General features: G+C 53.2%; 16 protein-coding genes. 3 read left to right on the forward strand and 13 right to left on the reverse strand.

The genetic code is table 11. The features are described from left to right. The first annotated feature begins 84 nt into the window (after nt 1–84). A complete protein-coding gene (ulaR, locus tag HVZ52_RS20515; protein WP_016151423.1) occupies nt 85–840 on the forward strand; it encodes an HTH-type transcriptional regulator UlaR in 756 nt (251 codons plus the stop codon). On the opposite strand, the gene yjfP is transcribed toward ulaR, so the two are convergent. Beyond that, nucleotides 837–1,586: an esterase gene (yjfP, locus tag HVZ52_RS20520; RefSeq protein ID WP_016151422.1), complete on the reverse strand. Its 750-nt coding sequence runs from the start codon at nt 1,584–1,586 to the stop codon at nt 837–839. The genes ulaR and yjfP overlap by 4 nt on opposite strands. Before the next feature lie 181 nt (nt 1,587–1,767). On the opposite strand from yjfP, the gene bsmA reads away from it, so the two are divergent. Together bsmA and yjfN are read left to right on the forward strand one after the other, a co-directional pair. Beyond that, complete coding sequence (bsmA, locus tag HVZ52_RS20525; protein ID WP_029139740.1) at nt 1,768–2,097, forward strand: biofilm peroxide resistance protein BsmA; 330 nt, start codon at nt 1,768–1,770, stop codon at nt 2,095–2,097. Nucleotides 2,098–2,244: 147 nt separating this feature from the next. Further along, the gene (yjfN, locus tag HVZ52_RS20530) at nt 2,245–2,520 is read left to right on the forward strand and encodes a DUF1471 family protease activator YjfN (RefSeq protein WP_016155512.1); all 276 of its coding nucleotides are present in this window, start codon (nt 2,245–2,247) and stop codon (nt 2,518–2,520) included. Between the two features lie 85 nt (nt 2,521–2,605). On the opposite strand, the gene HVZ52_RS20535 is transcribed toward yjfN, so the two are convergent. The 12 genes from HVZ52_RS20535 to mutL all read right to left on the reverse strand — a co-directional run bounded on the left by HVZ52_RS20535 (nt 2,606) and on the right by mutL (nt 16,987). Further along, complete coding sequence (locus HVZ52_RS20535; RefSeq protein ID WP_181598642.1) at nt 2,606–4,228, reverse strand: isovaleryl-CoA dehydrogenase; 1,623 nt, start codon at nt 4,226–4,228, stop codon at nt 2,606–2,608. A gap of 129 nt (nt 4,229–4,357) precedes the next feature. Further along, nucleotides 4,358–5,089: a 23S rRNA (guanosine(2251)-2'-O)-methyltransferase RlmB gene (gene rlmB, locus HVZ52_RS20540; RefSeq protein ID WP_003830482.1), complete on the reverse strand. Its 732-nt coding sequence runs from the start codon at nt 5,087–5,089 to the stop codon at nt 4,358–4,360. Between the two features lie 70 nt (nt 5,090–5,159). Continuing rightward, entirely contained in the window at nt 5,160–7,622 is a 2,463-nt protein-coding gene (gene rnr / locus HVZ52_RS20545; protein WP_047500007.1) for a ribonuclease R, read from the reverse strand. Between the two features lie 38 nt (nt 7,623–7,660). Continuing rightward, nucleotides 7,661–8,086, reverse strand: coding sequence for a nitric oxide-sensing transcriptional repressor NsrR (gene nsrR / locus HVZ52_RS20550; protein WP_003025609.1), 426 nt, complete (start codon nt 8,084–8,086; stop codon nt 7,661–7,663). Nucleotides 8,087–8,302: 216 nt separating this feature from the next. Beyond that, complete coding sequence (purA, locus tag HVZ52_RS20555) at nt 8,303–9,601, reverse strand: adenylosuccinate synthase (protein ID WP_003025606.1); 1,299 nt, start codon at nt 9,599–9,601, stop codon at nt 8,303–8,305. Between the two features lie 102 nt (nt 9,602–9,703). Further along, entirely contained in the window at nt 9,704–9,901 is a 198-nt protein-coding gene (locus HVZ52_RS20560) for a DUF2065 family protein (RefSeq protein WP_019078201.1), read from the reverse strand. 82 nt (nt 9,902–9,983) lie between these two features. Continuing rightward, nucleotides 9,984–10,988 carry a protease modulator HflC gene (gene hflC / locus HVZ52_RS20565; RefSeq protein ID WP_016155510.1) on the reverse strand — a complete coding sequence of 335 codons (1,005 nt, stop codon included), beginning with the start codon at nt 10,986–10,988 and terminating at the stop codon, nt 9,984–9,986. 2 nt (nt 10,989–10,990) lie between these two features. Next, the gene (gene hflK, locus HVZ52_RS20570; RefSeq protein WP_016151416.1) at nt 10,991–12,244 is read right to left on the reverse strand and encodes an FtsH protease activity modulator HflK; all 1,254 of its coding nucleotides are present in this window, start codon (nt 12,242–12,244) and stop codon (nt 10,991–10,993) included. Nucleotides 12,245–12,433: 189 nt separating this feature from the next. After that, complete coding sequence (gene hflX / locus HVZ52_RS20575) at nt 12,434–13,714, reverse strand: ribosome rescue GTPase HflX (RefSeq protein WP_016151415.1); 1,281 nt, start codon at nt 13,712–13,714, stop codon at nt 12,434–12,436. 74 nt (nt 13,715–13,788) lie between these two features. Next, nucleotides 13,789–14,097: an RNA chaperone Hfq gene (hfq, locus tag HVZ52_RS20580; RefSeq protein ID WP_003025584.1), complete on the reverse strand. Its 309-nt coding sequence runs from the start codon at nt 14,095–14,097 to the stop codon at nt 13,789–13,791. Nucleotides 14,098–14,181: 84 nt separating this feature from the next. Continuing rightward, the gene (gene miaA / locus HVZ52_RS20585) at nt 14,182–15,132 is read right to left on the reverse strand and encodes a tRNA (adenosine(37)-N6)-dimethylallyltransferase MiaA (RefSeq protein ID WP_016151413.1); all 951 of its coding nucleotides are present in this window, start codon (nt 15,130–15,132) and stop codon (nt 14,182–14,184) included. Next, nucleotides 15,125–16,987, reverse strand: coding sequence for a DNA mismatch repair endonuclease MutL (gene mutL, locus HVZ52_RS20590; RefSeq protein WP_095715632.1), 1,863 nt, complete (start codon nt 16,985–16,987; stop codon nt 15,125–15,127). The genes miaA and mutL overlap by 8 nt, the downstream gene beginning before the upstream one ends. Nucleotides 16,988–16,995 lie beyond the last annotated feature (8 nt).

A 16,995-nucleotide genomic window follows, 5' to 3' on the forward strand; every position in this document is an offset into this window, starting at 1 on the left:
TTCCGGCATTTTTCCCATTTACTTTAGTATTTCCAGGCTATTTCAAATATCATCTTTTCAAATCAATTTGTATCGGAATAGCTCATGACTGAAGCACAAAGACATCAAATATTGCTGGATATGCTGGCGCAGTTGGGCTTTGTTACCGTTGAGAACGTGATTGAGCGTCTGGGGATTTCACCAGCCACAGCACGCCGGGACATCAATAAACTCGACGAAAGCGGCAAACTCAAGAAAGTCCGCAATGGCGCAGAAGCCATCACCCAGCAACGTCCGCGCTGGACACCTATGAATCTGCATCAGGCGCAGAACCACGATGAAAAAGTTCGCATTGCCAAGGCCGCATCCCAGCTTGTAAATGCGGGTGAAAGCGTGGTGATCAACTGCGGATCAACCGCCTTCCTGCTTGGTCGTGAAATGTGCGGCAAGCCGGTGCAGATCATCACCAATTATCTGCCGCTGGCGAACTATCTGATCGACCAGGAGCATGACAGCGTGATCATCATGGGAGGGCAATACAACAAAAGCCAGTCCATCACGCTTAGTCCGCAAGGCAGCGAAAATAGCCTGTATGCCGGACACTGGATGTTTACCAGCGGTAAAGGGTTGACCGCGGACGGACTGTATAAAACCGATATGCTAACCGCGATGGCTGAGCAGAAGATGCTTAACGTAGTGGGTAAACTGGTGGTGCTGGTCGATAGCAGTAAGGTCGGTGAACGCGCGGGGATGCTGTTCAGTCGCGCCGATCAAATCGATATGCTGATTACCGGCAAAAACGCTAACCCTGAGATTCTGCAACAACTTGAAGCTCAGGGCGTAAGCATCGTGCGCGTTTAAAGGTGCTGGCGAAAAAACGTTACCGTCGCTGCCAGCGCCTCTGGCGTGATGCGGTGGCGTACGCCCGCTTCCCACAGGCAGGTTAAATTGTTATCCAGCCCTGCCTGAATCAGCGCCTGCTGTAAGCGGAAGGTTTCAACCGCGGGCACCACATCGTCCTCCTGTCCATGCCACAACAGCAACGGTCGGTCGGCCAGCCGTTGTAGTTGATGCGTAACATCCCATTCGGCGAGCGGTGCGATAATGGCATCGAACTCTGCCTGCTGCTCTGGCGTCTGGACCCGTAAAGGGGGAAAAAGCGTCTGTGCAAGACGGGTAAAATAGCCCGAACCCATCAGGCTGGCTACACATTTAACCTCGGGATGGCGGGCCATAATGCCCAACGCCGTCATGCCTCCCATCGACGCCCCCGCAACAGCAAGTCTTTCATCTGATAGCCAATTTTCCGCCACCAGCGCCGCACGTAACGTCGTAAACTCCTGCATGTTTTGCTGCAATATATGCCAGAAGCGAAACATTCGCTCCTGAGCATCACCGTTGAAGCGGGCACCATGGTCGGGCGCATCGGGCATGACAACCCGGAATCCGGCCTGAGCCAGAGCAACGGCAAAATAGCTATAGACCAGACTTGAAGATGTAAACCCGTGATAGAAAATAATGCAAGGGAGTGAACACTCGCGTTTGCCAGCCGGAACGGCGTGCAGGACAGGGATACCAGCCAACTGTCGTGTTTCAATTTCGATCATTTTTCGCCTCTTTTTTTCTGGTATGCCATGCAGCAATACTTAACGCAAGCGAATGTGTTCGGCAATGATTCATAATGTTGAGAACTGGGTTACGCTTTCGCAACATTTTCATTCGAAAATCGCGTGAGAGATAACACTTCGGGAACATTCCCCTAAAGGGAAATTGATAAGGCACTACACTATGGCTATCAGGAAACGAGATAGAGTTATGCGTCGGTTTGCCTCTTTATTGCTGGTGATGCTTTTAAGCGCCTGTAGCGTGCTACAGGGAACGCCGCAACCCGCACCGCCCGTTGCCGACCACCCGCAGGAGATCCGCCGTGACCAGAGTAATGGGTTACAGCGAATAGGAACGGTCAGCGCGCTGGTAAGAGGCTCTCCGGATGATGCGCTGGCAGAGATCCGTGACAAAGCCGTCGCGGCTAAAGCTGATTACTACGTGGTTTTATTAGTGGATGAAACCATCGTGACAGGCCAATGGTATTCACAGGCTATTTTGTATCGTAAATAACATTGGGTAGGAATTTAGTCAGCTTTACATTGCTTTGCGCCGCTATGCGTTTACCTGTGCACAATAAACCAACAGCAGGAAGCTTGAGGTTTATGATCGCGATGGAATGCCCTGCCGTGTGTAGGGGTACGAATAATGGAGCTGACGATGAAACAATCACTTGCCTTATCCTCACTGCTGCTTTCTGCCGGACTGGTAGGTACTACGGCGCAGTCTGCCGAGTTCGCCAGTGCTGACTGCGTTACAGGCCTGAACGAAATTGGCCTGATATCTGTCAGTAACATTGCAGGGAATCCGCAGGATGTAGAACGAGTAATCGCGTTAAAAGCGGATGAACAGGGTGCCTCATGGTATCGGATCATTCAGATGTACGAAGACCAGCAGCCCGACAACTGGCGCGTACAGGCCATACTCTATGCTTAACAGATTGCCGGATGGCGTAAACTTTTCCGGCCTACATTGAATGTAGGCATGATAAGGCGCGCCAGCGTCGCCATCAGGCATATTATTACCGTAATCCCCCCGTTGCCCGCAGGAGCAAGTCGTTCAGCACCTGCTCGGACAATCGTAGTCCACCACGCGTATCGAGCATCATTTGACACCAGGCCTGCGCCACTGGCGGAGAGGCATAGCGCAACATCTGCGCCCCGCAACCGAGCAGGAAAAGCTGCTGTGTAATCTCCCGTCCCAACTCCTCACTGGGTTTACGTAAACGCTGCTGTAGTTGACGTACCATTCGATCGTAATGTCGGTCTTGCCCTTTTACCTCAGCAAAGGCTTCGCTGAGCATATCGTATATGCCGGGTTGTTTTGTCAGCACCCGCAATACATCGAGGCACATAATGTTGCCAGAGCCCTCCCAGATACTGTTTACCGGCATCTCACGATACAGGCGCGGCAACTCACTCTCCTCGCAGTAGCCAATCCCGCCGAGCACTTCCATCGCCTCTGCAACAAACGGCATACCGGCTTTGCAAACAGAGAATTTCGCTGCTGGCGTGAACAACCTGGCCCACAGAGATTCTTTGGCATCAGCGCGACGGTCCCAGGCCCGTGCCAGTCGGAACAGTAACGCCGTCTGACCTTCCAGGTGGAGCGCCATCCGACCTAATACCTGGCGCATCATCGGTTGTTCGATCAATGGTTTGCCAAAAACCTGTCGCTGGTGCGCATGGTAAATCGCGACAGAAAAAGCACGTCGCATCATGCCATGACTGCCGAGCGCACAGTCAAAACGCGTCATCCCACCCATTTTCAGGATATGACGTATCCCTTCCCCTTCTTCACCCAATAGCCAGCCAATCGCATCGTGGAATTCAACCTCGCAGCTGGCGTTGGAGCGATTGCCTAACTTATCTTTCAGCCGCTCCAGACGGATAGCATTACGCTGCCCGTCGGGTAAAAATCGCGGTACAAAAAAGCAGGATAAGCCTCCCTTTACCTGGGCCAGTACCAAATGGGCATCGCTTTGTGGCACGGAGAAAAACCACTTATGTCCCACCAGTCGATACGAGCCGTCTGTAAGACGTTCTGCCTGAGTGGTATTGCTCAGCACATCTGACCCCCCCTGCTTCTCGGTCATTCCCATGCCGATCAATAACCCACGCTTTTGCCCTCCTGGCAGTAAATGCGAGTCATAACGGTCGCTTAGCAGCGGCGTAAACCAGTCGTGAAAGGGTGCAGGTAACATCTGAAGTAACAACGGCGTGGCGGCAAAAGTCATGGTAACCGGACACAACGTGCCCGCTTCCACCTGCGCATGCAGCATGAAACGGGCCGCCCGGGCAACAAATGTTCCCTGCCTCGCATCTTCTTCCCAGGCCAGATTATGTACGCGATTGGCGCACAATCCCTGCATCAGTAAATGCCAGGCAGGATGAAAACGCACATCATCCAGCCGCTGACCCTGCGAGTCGTAGCGCAACAACTCGGGTGGAAAAGCATTGGCCAGACGGCCAAGCTCGAGCGACTCGGCAGTCCCTAGCTGCTGACCAATACTGGCGAGAAGATCGCTGTCCCAGCCAGCGCCTTCACGGATAACCGCTTCACACAGCGCGCCATCGGACAGATATAAGTTGCTGTTATTGAGCGGTACAGGTTGGTTAAAAACGGTATGCGTTTGCCAGTGCATTGTGTCTCCCTCCGTCAATGGCCGTCACCTTAAGTATGGTCAGACAGAGAGGAGCACGCATGGGACAACGGTCACAAAAAAGCCATCCCGAAGGATGGCTTGAGAGAAGAGAGAAATGAGGGAGATAGTTTAGCCGCGCTGGCGTACAGCCTCAAACAGGCAGATGCCCGTCGCAACTGAAACGTTCAGCGACGAAACGCTCCCAGCCATCGGGATGCTGATCAGTTCGTCACAGTGTTCGCGGGTCAAACGACGCATACCTTCACCCTCTGCGCCCATCACCAGCGCCAGACGTCCGGTCATTTTGCTCTGGTAGAGAGTATGGTCAGCTTCACCTGCGGTTCCGACGATCCAGATATTCTCTTCCTGCAGCATACGCATAGTGCGCGCCAGGTTGGTCACACGGATCAGCGGTACGCTTTCTGCCGCGCCGCAGGCCACTTTTTTCGCCGTTGCATTCAACTGCGCAGAACGATCCTTCGGTACGATAACAGCATGGACGCCAGCAGCATCGGCGCTACGCAGGCATGCCCCCAGGTTATGCGGATCGGTAACACCATCGAGGATCAAAAAGAACGGCTGATCGAGCGTAGCAATCAGATCCGGCAGATCGTTTTCCTGATACTGACGACCCGGCTTCACGCGAGCAATAATTCCCTGATGTACCGCACCCTCGCTTTTCTCATCCAGGAACTGGCGGTTAGCCAACTGAATGACAACACCCTGTGCTTCCAGTGCGTGGATCAGCGGCAGCAGGCGTTTATCTTCACGACCTTTGAGAATAAAGACGTCCTGGAAGCGCTCAGGCGCACGTTCCAGCAGAGCCTGCACCGCATGGATGCCGTAAATCATTTCACTCATGAATGTACTCGTTAATAGTTTATGCGTAACGCGGGCAACGCGAGGTTGCCCGACTTACTGTTTATGGCTGTTATTGCGCGACTTTCTTTTTCGTCGCGCGTTTAGCTTTGGTGGCGGCAGCGATTTTAAGCGTTTTTGCCGATGGCTTTTTCGCTTTTTTATCGCCTTTCTTCTCAGCCGTTTTTTTATCCGCCTGAGGTTTGGCTCTGCCTTTCTTCTCGCCGCGGAAAGCGCTATCCGGCTCGAAATTCACTTTTTTGCCCATCTGACGACGCTTACCGGTATTTTTACCCGCATCGCTTTTTTTCGCTTTTTCACGCGCGGTTTTACCTTCATTGCGCGGTGCACGTTCGCTGGAGATCAAACTGAAGTCGATTTTACGCTCGTCCATGTTGACCGCTTCCACGCGAACTTCCACGCGATCGCCCAGGCGATACATTTGACCGCTGGATTCCCCCGTCAGACGCTGCCCAACCTGGTCAAAACGATAGTAGTCGTTATCCAGGGAGGAGACATGCACCAGACCGTCGATAAACAGCTCATCAAGACGGACGAAGAAACCAAACCCGGTCACGCTGGCGATCACGCCTTTGAAGACATTACCTACCTGATCCAGCATGAAGTCGCACTTCAGCCAGTCAGAGACGTCGCGCGTAGCTTCGTCAGCACGGCGCTCGGCCATCGAACAGTGTTGACCCAGCTGCAGCATCTCTTCCATCGAATAATGGTAGCCACCCGTTTCCGTGGTGTTGCCTTTATGGCCCTGCTCCTGCGCCAGCAGATACTTAATCGCCCGGTGCAAGGAGAGATCCGGGTAACGACGGATCGGCGAGGTAAAGTGTGCATAAGACTGCAACGCAAGACCAAAGTGACCGCGGTTTTCCGGATCGTAAATCGCCTGCTTCATTGAACGCAGCAGCATAGTTTGCAGCATTTCTGCGTCAGGACGGTCAGCAATCGACTCCAGCAGTTCAGCGTAATCACGCGGCTCGGGTTTATTACCGCCGGGCAGCTCCAGCCCCAGCTCCGCCAACACCGAACGGAACGAATTAATCGCTTCGGTCGTCGGCTTATCGTGAATGCGGAACAGTGCCGGCTCTTTGGCTTTCTCAACGAATCGCGCCGCTGAGATGTTCGCCATGATCATGCACTCTTCAATCAGTTTGTGCGCGTCATTACGCTGCGTCTGCTCAATACGCTCAATACGGCGTTCAGCATTGAAGATAAACTTCGCTTCTTCACTTTCAAACGAGATACCGCCACGCTCTTCACGCGCTTTATCCAGCACTTTGTAGAGGTTATGCAGCTCTTCGATGTGTTTAACCAACGGCGCGTACTGCTCACGCAGTTCCTGATCGCCCTGCAGCATGTGCCAGACCTTGGTGTAGGTCAGACGCGCATGGGAGCTCATAACCGCTTCGTAGAATTTAAAGCCTGTTAAGCGGCCTTTCGACGAAATGGTCATTTCACAGACCATACACAGCCTGTCCACCTGCGGGTTGAGCGAACACAATCCGTTAGACAGCACTTCCGGTAGCATCGGAACAACCTGCGATGGGAAGTAGACGGATGTGCCACGGCTGCGCGCTTCCTGGTCCAGCGGAGTCGGCGGGCGAACGTAATAGCTTACGTCAGCAATCGCCACCCATAAACGCCAGCCGCCGCCGCGCTTCTTCTCGCAGTAAACCGCATCGTCGAAGTCACGCGCATCTTCGCCATCGATAGTGACCAGCGGCAGGGAGCGCAGATCGACACGTCCGGCTTTCGCTTCTTCCGGCACTTCTTCTTTCAGTCCAGCGACCTGTTTTTCGACCGCCTGAGGCCAGATATACGGGATTTCATGAGTACGCAGCGCCATATCAACGGCCATGCTGGTTCCCATGTTGTCGCCCAGGACTTCAACAATTTTACCCACCGCTTTAGTGCGACGCGTCGGACGCTGGGTCAGCTCAACCACGACCACAAAGCCCATACGAGCACCCATCACCTCTTCCGGCGGGATCAGGATATCAAAGCTCAGGCGGCTGTCGTCAGGGACGACAAACCCAACGCCAGCGTCGGTGAAGTAGCGACCGACAATCTGGCTGGTTTTCGGCACCAGTACGCGCACAATACGCGCTTCGCGACGACCTTTACGGTCCGCGCCCAGCGGCTGTGCCAACACCTGATCGCCATGAATACAGGTTTTCATCTGCTCGCTGGACAGGTACAGGTCATCTTTGCGGCCTTCAACGCGCAGAAAGCCGTAGCCATCACGGTGGCCAATAACGGTACCTTTCAGCAGGTCAAGACGCTCCGGCAGCGCATAGCACTGACGACGAGTGAAGACCAGTTGCCCGTCACGCTCCATGGCGCGCAGGCGGCGACGCAGCGCTTCTTGCTGCTCTTCACCTTCAATGTTGAGTTCAGCGGCCAGCTCATCGCGGTTGGCCGGTTTTTCACGTTTAGTTAAATGTTCGAGGATAAATTCCCGGCTCGGGATAGGATTCGCGTATTTTTCTGCTTCGCGTTCCTGGAAAGGATCTTGTGACATCGAGGTTCCTCCATTGTCAGCTCTGATGAAGATTTTCGTCACTCCACCAGCAATAATTTATAAAGCGGTTGATTCTCTTCAACCAAATCAGCAAGTGTGTAGTTGTCCAGTTCCGTGAGAAAACTTTGCACTGCCTTAGAAAGCGCCTGTTTAAGTCGACAGGCTGGGGTAATGTGGCAAAACTCGCTGCTACAATTGACCAACGATAGTGGTTCCAGCTCGCGAACCACATCACCAATACCAATATCCTTAGCTGGTTTACCCAGGCGGATACCGCCATTTTTTCCTCGAATAGCAGTAACGAAGCCCGCACGGCTAAGTTGATTGATTATTTTGACCATATGATTACGGGACACGCCGTAGACTTCTGTCACCTCAGAAATACTGGTCATACGTCCTTCGGGAAGTGACGCCATGTAGATTAGCGCACGTAATCCGTAATCGGTGAAACTTGTTAACTGCACATCAACCTCAGGAAAAGGGATAAAACGGATAAACCTGGTGGTATTAATTACATTGATGATAAACCAGCCACCAGCCAGGTCGCTAATTTATTTCAGTTCAGGAAGGAAAAAAGCGAGGAACTTACGTGATTTTAAGCCGGATTATGATGCAAAGCGCCTCATCCGGCCTAAGATAGTGCAAGCGCAGCGCCATTCGACGCCACGCTATAACCAGAATTATGCGTCGAACGGGTCGCGCAGGATCATGGTTTCAGTACGGTCTGGGCCAGTTGAGATAATATCAATCGGCACACCGGTCAGTTCTTCAATACGCTTGATGTAGTTCAGTGCTGCCTGCGGCAGACCGCTACGTTCCTTCACACCGAAGGTGGATTCAGACCAGCCTGGCATGGTTTCGTAGATCGGCTCGATACCTTTCCAGTCGTCCGCAGCCAGCGGGGTAGTCGTTACTTCACGGCCATCCGGCATACGATAAGCAACACAGATTTTCACCTCTTTCAAACCGTCCAGTACGTCCAGTTTGGTCAGGCAGAAGCCAGACAGGGAGTTAATCTGTACTGCACGGCGTACCGCAACGGAGTCCAGCCAACCGGTGCGACGACGACGACCGGTGGTCGCGCCATACTCGTTACCTTGTTTGCACAGGAACTCGCCAACGTCATCAAACAGCTCAGTCGGGAACGGACCCGCGCCTACACGTGTAGAGTAAGCTTTGATGATACCCAGAACGTAATCCACATAACGTGGACCCAGGCCGGAGCCGGTCGCCACGCCACCTGCGGTGGTGTTGGAAGACGTTACGTACGGATAGGTACCGTGGTCGATATCCAGCAGGGTACCCTGTGCGCCTTCGAACATGACGAAATCGCCACGCTTACGCGCCTGGTCCAGCAGATCGGAAACATCAACAACCATAGAGGTCAGGATGTCGGCAATCGCCATCACATCATCCAGCACTTTCTGGTAGTCAACTGCTTCAACTTTATAGAAATTCACCAGCTGGAAGTTGTGATATTCCATCACTTCTTTCAGTTTTTCAGCGAAGGTTGCTTTATCAAACAGATCGCCAACGCGCAGACCGCGACGAGCTACTTTGTCTTCATAAGCCGGACCGATGCCACGACCGGTAGTACCGATCGCTTTCTCGCCACGCGCTTTCTCACGAGCATTATCCAACGCAACGTGATAATCAAGGATCAGCGGACAAGCTTCAGACAACAGCAGGCGCTCGCGAACCGGGATGCCACGATCTTCCAGTCCTTTCATTTCTTTCATCAGCGCGGACGGAGACAGTACAACACCGTTACCGATGATGCTGATGACATTCTCGCGAAGAATACCTGATGGAATAAGATGGAGGACGGTTTTTTCACCGTTGATTACGAGAGTATGGCCTGCGTTGTGACCACCCTGGTAGCGCACAACATATTTAGCCCGTTCAGTCAGAAGATCGACGATCTTCCCTTTACCTTCGTCACCCCATTGGGTGCCCAGTACGACGACGTTGTTACCCATTTTTCAAAATCACCGTTTGCTTAAAAATGGATTCTACCACCGCTTTTTCAGATATACAGCACTTTTTGCATGCGAAAATCCGCAAAATAGGCTACTTATTGATCAGCCAATCGTTTTCCTCAACATGTAGTAGACCACAACGCCCGCAACCACAAGACCTCCACCAAAACGACGCAAAGTATTTTCGGGAAGTTGCGCCATTGCGGAAATCATTTTCTTCCACGCGCGGGGATAAAGCATAGGGCCCAGGCCTTCCAGCACCAAAACCAGCGCGAGCGCCAGCAAAATTGTTGAATTCATCCATCGTCCTTTTATAAAAAGAAAACCACCGCATCCCTGGGGATGCCGGTGGTTTTGCTGGTTTAAAACCGCTGGAACTTTATTAGCGTGTCGTAGTGCTCGGTGTCTTCATGTAGCGGAAGAAATCGCTGTCCGGGCTCATGACCATCACGTCCTGGTTGCCTTCGAAGCTCTTCTCGTAAGCACGCAGGCTACGGATGAAGGCGTAGAAGTCAGGATCCTGGCTGAACGCATCGGCAAACAGTTTAGCGGCTTCTGCATCGCCTTCACCGCGCATGATGCGGCCTTGACGCTCAGATTCTGCCAGCGTTTTAGTCACTTCATAATCCGCCGTGGCACGCAGTTTTTCCGCTTCTTCCTGACCTTGTGAACGATGGCGACGCGCTACCGCTTCACGCTCAGCGCGCATACGGTTGTAGATAGCCTCAGACACTTCAGCAGGCAGGTTGATTTGCTTGATACGCACGTCAACCACTTCGATGCCCAATGCCGCCATACTGTTCGGGTTGATGACCGGAACTTTACCGTTTGTTTCAGCCTGAACACGCTCAGCCGCTTCGGCAATCGCGCTATCTGCCGCCGGAGTCGCGACTTCATCTTCCGTGCCAGCAGAACCGGAGTTCAGCGCATCACGAACTTCCAGCGTCAGACGACCGCGGGAATCGGTAACGATGTCTTTCACGTCCAGACGACCAATTTCAGAACGCAGACGGTCAGAGAACTTACGTTTCAGCAGGACTTCTGCCTGAGAAACATCGCCACCGCCCGTTGCCAGGTAGTAACGGCTAAAGTCACTGATGCGCCACTTAATGTAGGAGTCAACGATCAGGTCTTTCTTCTCTTTGGTAACAAAGCGATCGGCCTGGTTGTCCATGGTCTGAATACGCGCATCCAGCATCTTCACAGATTCAATAAACGGAATCTTGAAGTGCAGGCCTGGTGCAACAACCAGCGGCTTGTTTTCATCGTCACGCAGAACTTTACCAAAGCGCAGAGTAATCCCGCGCTCGCCTTCTTTAACCACAAAGACAGACATGAACAGAACTACCAGAACGATGATGATAATCGCAATAACTGACTTACGCATCGTTATTCCCCCTGACGCTGGTAGTCGTTACGCTGCGCGTTCGCGCGGCGTTGGTCCATAATATCGCCCTGACTGGTGGACGAGGTATTGCTTGCTCCAGTGCCGGACGTCGTTGCTGGCGGCAGACGCAGCAGGTTTGAACTGCTGTCACTCTTTGCTGCTGGCGCACTACCGCCTTTCAGCATTTGATCCAGCGGCAGAACCATCAGATTGCTGCCCTTATCGTTAACCAGGACTTTGCGGGTATTGCTCAGCACTTTTTCCATGGTTTCGATATACAGACGCTCGCGAGTAATTTGCGGTGCGGCTTTATATTCCGGCAGAATTTTTGCGAAACGAGCCACTTCACCCTGTGCTTCCAGGATGGTTCGCGTTTTGTAAGCACGCGCTTCTTCCAGAATACGCTGCGCCTGACCGTTAGCACGTGGCTGAACTTCGTTGGTGTACGCTTCTGCTTCACGGATGTACTGCTGCTCGTTTTCACGTGCTGCAATGGCATCGTCAAACGCGGCTTTTACTTCTTCCGGCGGACGTGCTGCCTGGAAGTTGACGTCCAGCAGGGTGATACCCATGTTGTACGGACGGATCGTTTCTTCCAGTTCACGCTGGGTATCGCTACGAATAACGGTACGCCCTTCGGTCAGGATACGGTCCATGGTGTATTTACCGATAACCCCACGCAGGGCGCTGTCGGTTGCCTGACGCAGACTGTCATCCGCGCTGGTTACGCTAAACAGGTAACGCTGCGGATCGGTCACGCGGTACTGCACGTTCATTTCAACGCGTACGACGTTTTCGTCAGAGGTCAGCATCACGCCGGATGCGGCAAGTTCACGCACGGCTTCCACGTTGACCGGGGTCACTTCGTCGACAAAGGTCGGTTTCCAGTTCAGACCCGGTTCAACCAAATGGCTGAATTTACCGAAGCGTGTCACCACGCCGCGTTCCGCTTCTTTAATGGTGTAGAAACCGCTGGCCGCCCAGATAATGACGATAGCTGCCGCTGCGATAGTAAAAACTCGACCACCCAATTGCGGACGCGGGCCTTGCGATGAGCTACCGCCGCCAGAACCAGCACCTTTACCGCCACCCAGACCACCGAGCTTTTTACTCAGTTTGCGGAAGATATCATCCAGATCGGGAGGTCCCTGATCGCGACCACCTTTGTTTCCATTTCCCTCAGGGTTGCCGCCAGGTTTGCTGCTTCCCCACGGGTCGCGGTCTTGTCCGTTATTACCGGGCTGATTCCACGCCATTTTTGTGCTCCATATTTGTTATGCGATGCTATACCTGCGTATTTTGCGCTGCCGATGCGTTGGCTACGCCCCTTAATCTCAGTCACATAGTTGACTATGCTCCTGAAGATTTCAGGACTTGCCACCTTCATGCTGCACAAAACCCACAAGGTATAGAGGCGAAAAAATCTTCAGGCCATATCCGTCAGGTCAGACAATATAGTCTTCCAGTGCCGGTTCTTGTTTACAGAGGCGACGCCAGTCTACGATCGGCATACGAACCTGCAGACCCACGCTGCCGTCCTCCTCCATCCACTCTCTTTCTATTGCCTGAAGTTGGTAAAACCGGCTTCTCAGACGCCCTTCCTGCGGCGGCAAACGCAACGTATGCTGCGCCACCTCACCGGAAAGTCGCTCAGTCAAAGCCTGAAAAAGCTGTGGTATACCTATTCCCGTTTGCGCTGAAACCCAAACGCGAATGGGTTTATTCTCTTCATCTCTGTCGATACGTGGTTCAAAATCATCCAGCATATCGATTTTATTCATCACCAGCAGAGTCGGGATCTCATGCGCATCGATCTCTTCGAGCACCGTGTCGACGGCCTCGATGTTTTCCTGCACACGAAAATCTGCAGCATCAATAACATGCAGCAGCAATGTCGCCTGACGCGTTTCCTGCAGGGTGGCTTTAAACGCCGCCACCAGGTCGTGCGGCAAATGACGGATAAACCCTACGGTATCCGCCAGCACGGTTTCACCGACGTCCGCTACGTCTATACGGCGCAGCGTTGGGTCCAGGGTCGCAAACAGCTGATCCGCTGCGTAAACCCGGGCTTCGGTGATCTGGTTGAACAGGGTGGATTTTCCGGCGTTGGTATATCCCACCAGTGATACGGTTGGGACATCCGCTTTCTTGCGCGACTGTCGCCCCTGCTCACGTTGCTTTTCAACTTTTTCCAGGCGCGACTGTATTTGCAAAATGCGATTACGCAGCAAACGACGGTCGGTTTCGAGCTGGGTTTCACCCGGACCGCGCAAACCAATCCCGCCCTTTTGCCTTTCAAGGTGGGTCCAGCCACGGACCAGACGAGTAGCCATATGGCGCAACTGCGCCAGCTCAACCTGCAACTTACCCTCATGGGTGCGCGCACGCTGGGCAAAAATATCTAAAATAAGACCTGTCCTGTCGATAACAAGACACTGGCACAACTGTTCCAGGTTACGTTCCTGGGCGGGGCTTAGAGCATGATCAAAAATCACCACCGCAGCGCCAGTCGCTTTTACGGCTTCCGCAATTTCGATTGCCTTACCTTCACCAACAAAATACTTCGGGTGCGGTGCTTTACGGCTCCCGGTAATCACCTGCATTGCTTCGACACCGGCGGAAGAAACCAGAGATTCAAACTCCTGGAGGTCTTCCATATCTTTGTCTTGCGAAAAATAGATGTGTACCAGTACCGCCTGCTCACCGGCATCATAACGGTCAAACAAGCGTCAACCCCTTAATATATATCAACGGGGAACGCAGGATCGCTGGCTCCCCGTGTGTAAAACAGCTAACAACCTTATTCGGTTTCTTCGCTGTCCTGTTGCGCAGATGAACCTTGCGCGTTGCTACCGTGATGGTAGTTGCTGCCAGTACCGCCGGTGGCATTATTGCTGTGATGAGAAACCGGGCGAGACGGGACAACAGTAGAAATCGCGTGCTTATAAACCATCTGGCTGACCGTGTTTTTCAACAGGATCACGAACTGATCAAAAGACTCGATTTGACCTTGCAGTTTAATACCATTCACCAAATAAATAGAAACTGGAACACGTTCCCGACGCAATGCGTTCAGGAACGGATCTTGTAAAGATTGCCCCTTAGCCATTCTCTCTTTTCCTTATATGCTTATTTGTACTTTGAACCTTTCGATTCTGAAAAATTGCGCACGATACGTTTCAATTGTACACATTCAGTTCGCGATAGCACCAACAACCTGTAATACTTCGTTTCGCGCCTGGTCAGGCTTTTCACTGTCAAGCCAGTGCACCCCTTCCCAACCACGCAACCAGGTTACCTGTCGCTTCGCCAACTGCCTCGTGGCGCAAACACCTCTATAAACCATTTCATCGTATGAAATTTCGCCTTCAATGTATGACCACATCTGGCGATACCCTACACAACGAATGGAAGGCAAATCCGTATGCAAATCTCCACGGGCAAATAGCGCCCGGACTTCTGCTTCAAAACCTGAAGCCAACATCTGATGAAAACGCTGCTCAATTCGCTGATGGAGCAGTTCACGGCTCGCCGGGGCGATAGCAAACTGATGCACCTGATACGGCAAAGCATCTCCTGACGTTTGCGTCAGCTCCGTTAAAGTTTTACCCGAAATGAAAAAAACTTCCAGTGCCCGGGAAAGTCTTTGCGGATCATTTGGATGAATACGCGCCGCAGCCACCGGATCTATTTCCTGAAGCTGTCGGTGTAACGCGTCCCACCCATGCTCTGCCGCCTGCTGCTCAATTCTGGCCCTGACTTCCGGATCTGCCGACGGTAACGGCGACAGCCCTTCAAGCAAGGCTTTGAAATATAACATTGTGCCGCCCACCAGCAGCGGAATACGCCCCGCGGCGGTGATATCGGCCATCTCGGCTAACGCATCGCGGCGAAAATCCGCAGCAGAGTACGCCTGGGACGGATCGCGGATATCCAGCAACCGGTGCGGCGCGGCCTGTAATTCATCTGCATCAGGCTTCGCTGTACCGATATCCATCCCCTTGTAAATAAGGGCGGAATCAACGCTTATCAACTCTACAGGCAAAACTTTACGCAATTCAATTGCCAGTGCCGTTTTACCGGAGGCCGTCGGCCCCATCAAAAAAATCGCCTTTGGCAGGCTCGCCTTACGGGTATCACTCATGTTTCAGGGCATTCATTACCGAATGTAAATCAACAGGTTGTAACAAACCACCCGGCGGCGCCTTCACGAGTTGTGGGCAAAGCCGCTCAACATCCGCTAACAGCGTAATCGCCTGAGCCATGCTCCACTGCGGATGCTCGCTAATCAGATTACGTGCAATCCACTGTGCAATATTGCCCGGTTCGAATTCGGACTGCTGCGCCAGGTAGCCTATCAGTTCAGGAATCAAGATTTGTAAATTTTGTTGGCGTAAGGGTAAAGGCACCGCCCGGATGGTCACATGCTGTGCATCCAGTTGAAATTCAATACCCAACTCAGCCAGTTGGCTCTGCCCTTTTTGCAGCGCCGCTTTTTCATCAGCGGTCACTTTTAGACGTAAAGGGATCAGTAACGGCTGAGCACAAACGACGCCCTGGTCCGGCGTTAACTGCGCCTGACGTAGCCAACGTTCCGCCACCGGCAATGCCAGCAACCGAATATGACCATCGCATTCGAGTAATGCGCAGTCCGTACCGACAATGGTTAGCACCCGCCCAAAGCCCTGACCGTTGCCGGTCAGAGGTGCTGATGGCGTTTCAGAAACCGGCGTTTTACGCGGCGGAACCGGCGTCTGTAGCAGTTGCTGATAAATCTCACCCTGCTGCTTTTGATATCCAGGTTGGGCATGAGGCCAGCTGGCCCCCGTCTGACGGCCACCACTACTGCCAGCGCCAGCAGATGCTGAGTAACGCGGCGTCGCAGGTTCACGCGCCGGGGCCGGTTCGGCAAAATGGTTACGCCCGGCCGCGACGCGGTTTTCCGGGATGTGCCTTGGGGCGGGCTCGTCGTCATCAGCCAACGGCAGCGGCGTTTCAAGCTGCTGTTGCAGGACGCTCAACACGCCCTGGTAAATAAAATCATGCACCAGGCGGGACTGATGAAAACGGACCTCATGTTTGGCGGGATGTACGTTAACATCCACCTGATGCGGGTCGATTTCCAGATACAACACAAAAGCGGGCTGCTGATCGGCTCCCAGCTTATCTTCACAGGCCTGACGAATAGCATGGTTGATCAACCGGTCGCGCATCATCCGGCCATTCACATAGCAGTACTGGATTTCCGCCAGCGCCGCCGTTGTGTGGTTAGGATCGGCCACCCAGCCGCGCAGCGTTAAATCGCCATGCTGCCATTCAATCGCCAGCGCATGTTCCAGAAACGGCGTGCCGCAAATCGCGCCCAGTCGGCGCTCTTGCTGCCCATCCGCAGCCACTGCCCGGTACTGACGCACCACTTTGCCGTTGTGCGACAAATTAATCGTCACATCAAAACGTGCCAGCGCAATGCGGCGGATTATTTCGTCGATATGATTAAATTCAGTTTTCTCGGTGCGCATAAACTTGCGCCGCGCCGGGGTGTTGTAGAACAGATCTAACACCTCCAGCGTGGTTCCCACCGGATGCGCAGCGGGTTTAACCGTCACATCCATGTCGCGCCCTTCGGCATAGGCTTGCCAGGCTTCAGGTTGTTCTTGCGTACGCGACGTCAGGGTTAAACGAGAAACGGAGCTGATACTGGCCAGCGCTTCGCCGCGAAACCCGAGGCTCACGATGGCTTCGAGATCGTCAAGCGAGGAAATTTTACTGGTGGCATGACGCGCCAGCGCCAGCGCCAGCTCGTCTTTTTTAATCCCGCAGCCGTTGTCACGAATACGGATAAGCTTCGCGCCGCCGCGCTCAATATCAATATCAATGCGCGTCGCACCGGCATCGATACTGTTTTCCACCAGCTCCTTCACCACTGACGCAGGCCGTTCTACCACCTCGCCTGCGGCAATCTGGTTCGCCAGCTGTGGCGGTAGAACCTGAATCGGCATGGCTAATC

Source organism: Citrobacter sp. RHB36-C18, from assembly GCF_013814485.1.
Taxonomy (GTDB): Bacteria; Pseudomonadota; Gammaproteobacteria; order Enterobacterales; family Enterobacteriaceae; genus Citrobacter; species Citrobacter braakii.

Coding starts and splice junctions, on each gene's coding strand:
- ulaR (WP_016151423.1), top strand. CDS start 85: ATGACTGAAGCACAAAGACATCAAATATTGCTGGATATGCTGGCGCAG.
- yjfP (WP_016151422.1), bottom strand. CDS start 1,586: ATGATCGAAATTGAAACACGACAGTTGGCTGGTATCCCTGTCCTGCAC.
- bsmA (WP_029139740.1), top strand. CDS start 1,768: ATGGCTATCAGGAAACGAGATAGAGTTATGCGTCGGTTTGCCTCTTTA.
- yjfN (WP_016155512.1), top strand. CDS start 2,245: ATGAAACAATCACTTGCCTTATCCTCACTGCTGCTTTCTGCCGGACTG.
- HVZ52_RS20535 (WP_181598642.1), bottom strand. CDS start 4,228: ATGCACTGGCAAACGCATACCGTTTTTAACCAACCTGTACCGCTCAAT.
- rlmB (WP_003830482.1), bottom strand. CDS start 5,089: ATGAGTGAAATGATTTACGGCATCCATGCGGTGCAGGCTCTGCTGGAA.
- rnr (WP_047500007.1), bottom strand. CDS start 7,622: ATGTCACAAGATCCTTTCCAGGAACGCGAAGCAGAAAAATACGCGAAT.
- purA (WP_003025606.1), bottom strand. CDS start 9,601: ATGGGTAACAACGTCGTCGTACTGGGCACCCAATGGGGTGACGAAGGT.
- HVZ52_RS20560 (WP_019078201.1), bottom strand. CDS start 9,901: ATGAATTCAACAATTTTGCTGGCGCTCGCGCTGGTTTTGGTGCTGGAA.
- hflC (WP_016155510.1), bottom strand. CDS start 10,988: ATGCGTAAGTCAGTTATTGCGATTATCATCATCGTTCTGGTAGTTCTG.
- hflK (WP_016151416.1), bottom strand. CDS start 12,244: ATGGCGTGGAATCAGCCCGGTAATAACGGACAAGACCGCGACCCGTGG.
- hfq (WP_003025584.1), bottom strand. CDS start 14,097: ATGGCTAAGGGGCAATCTTTACAAGATCCGTTCCTGAACGCATTGCGT.
- miaA (WP_016151413.1), bottom strand. CDS start 15,132: ATGAGTGATACCCGTAAGGCGAGCCTGCCAAAGGCGATTTTTTTGATG.
- mutL (WP_095715632.1), bottom strand. CDS start 16,987: ATGCCGATTCAGGTTCTACCGCCACAGCTGGCGAACCAGATTGCCGCA.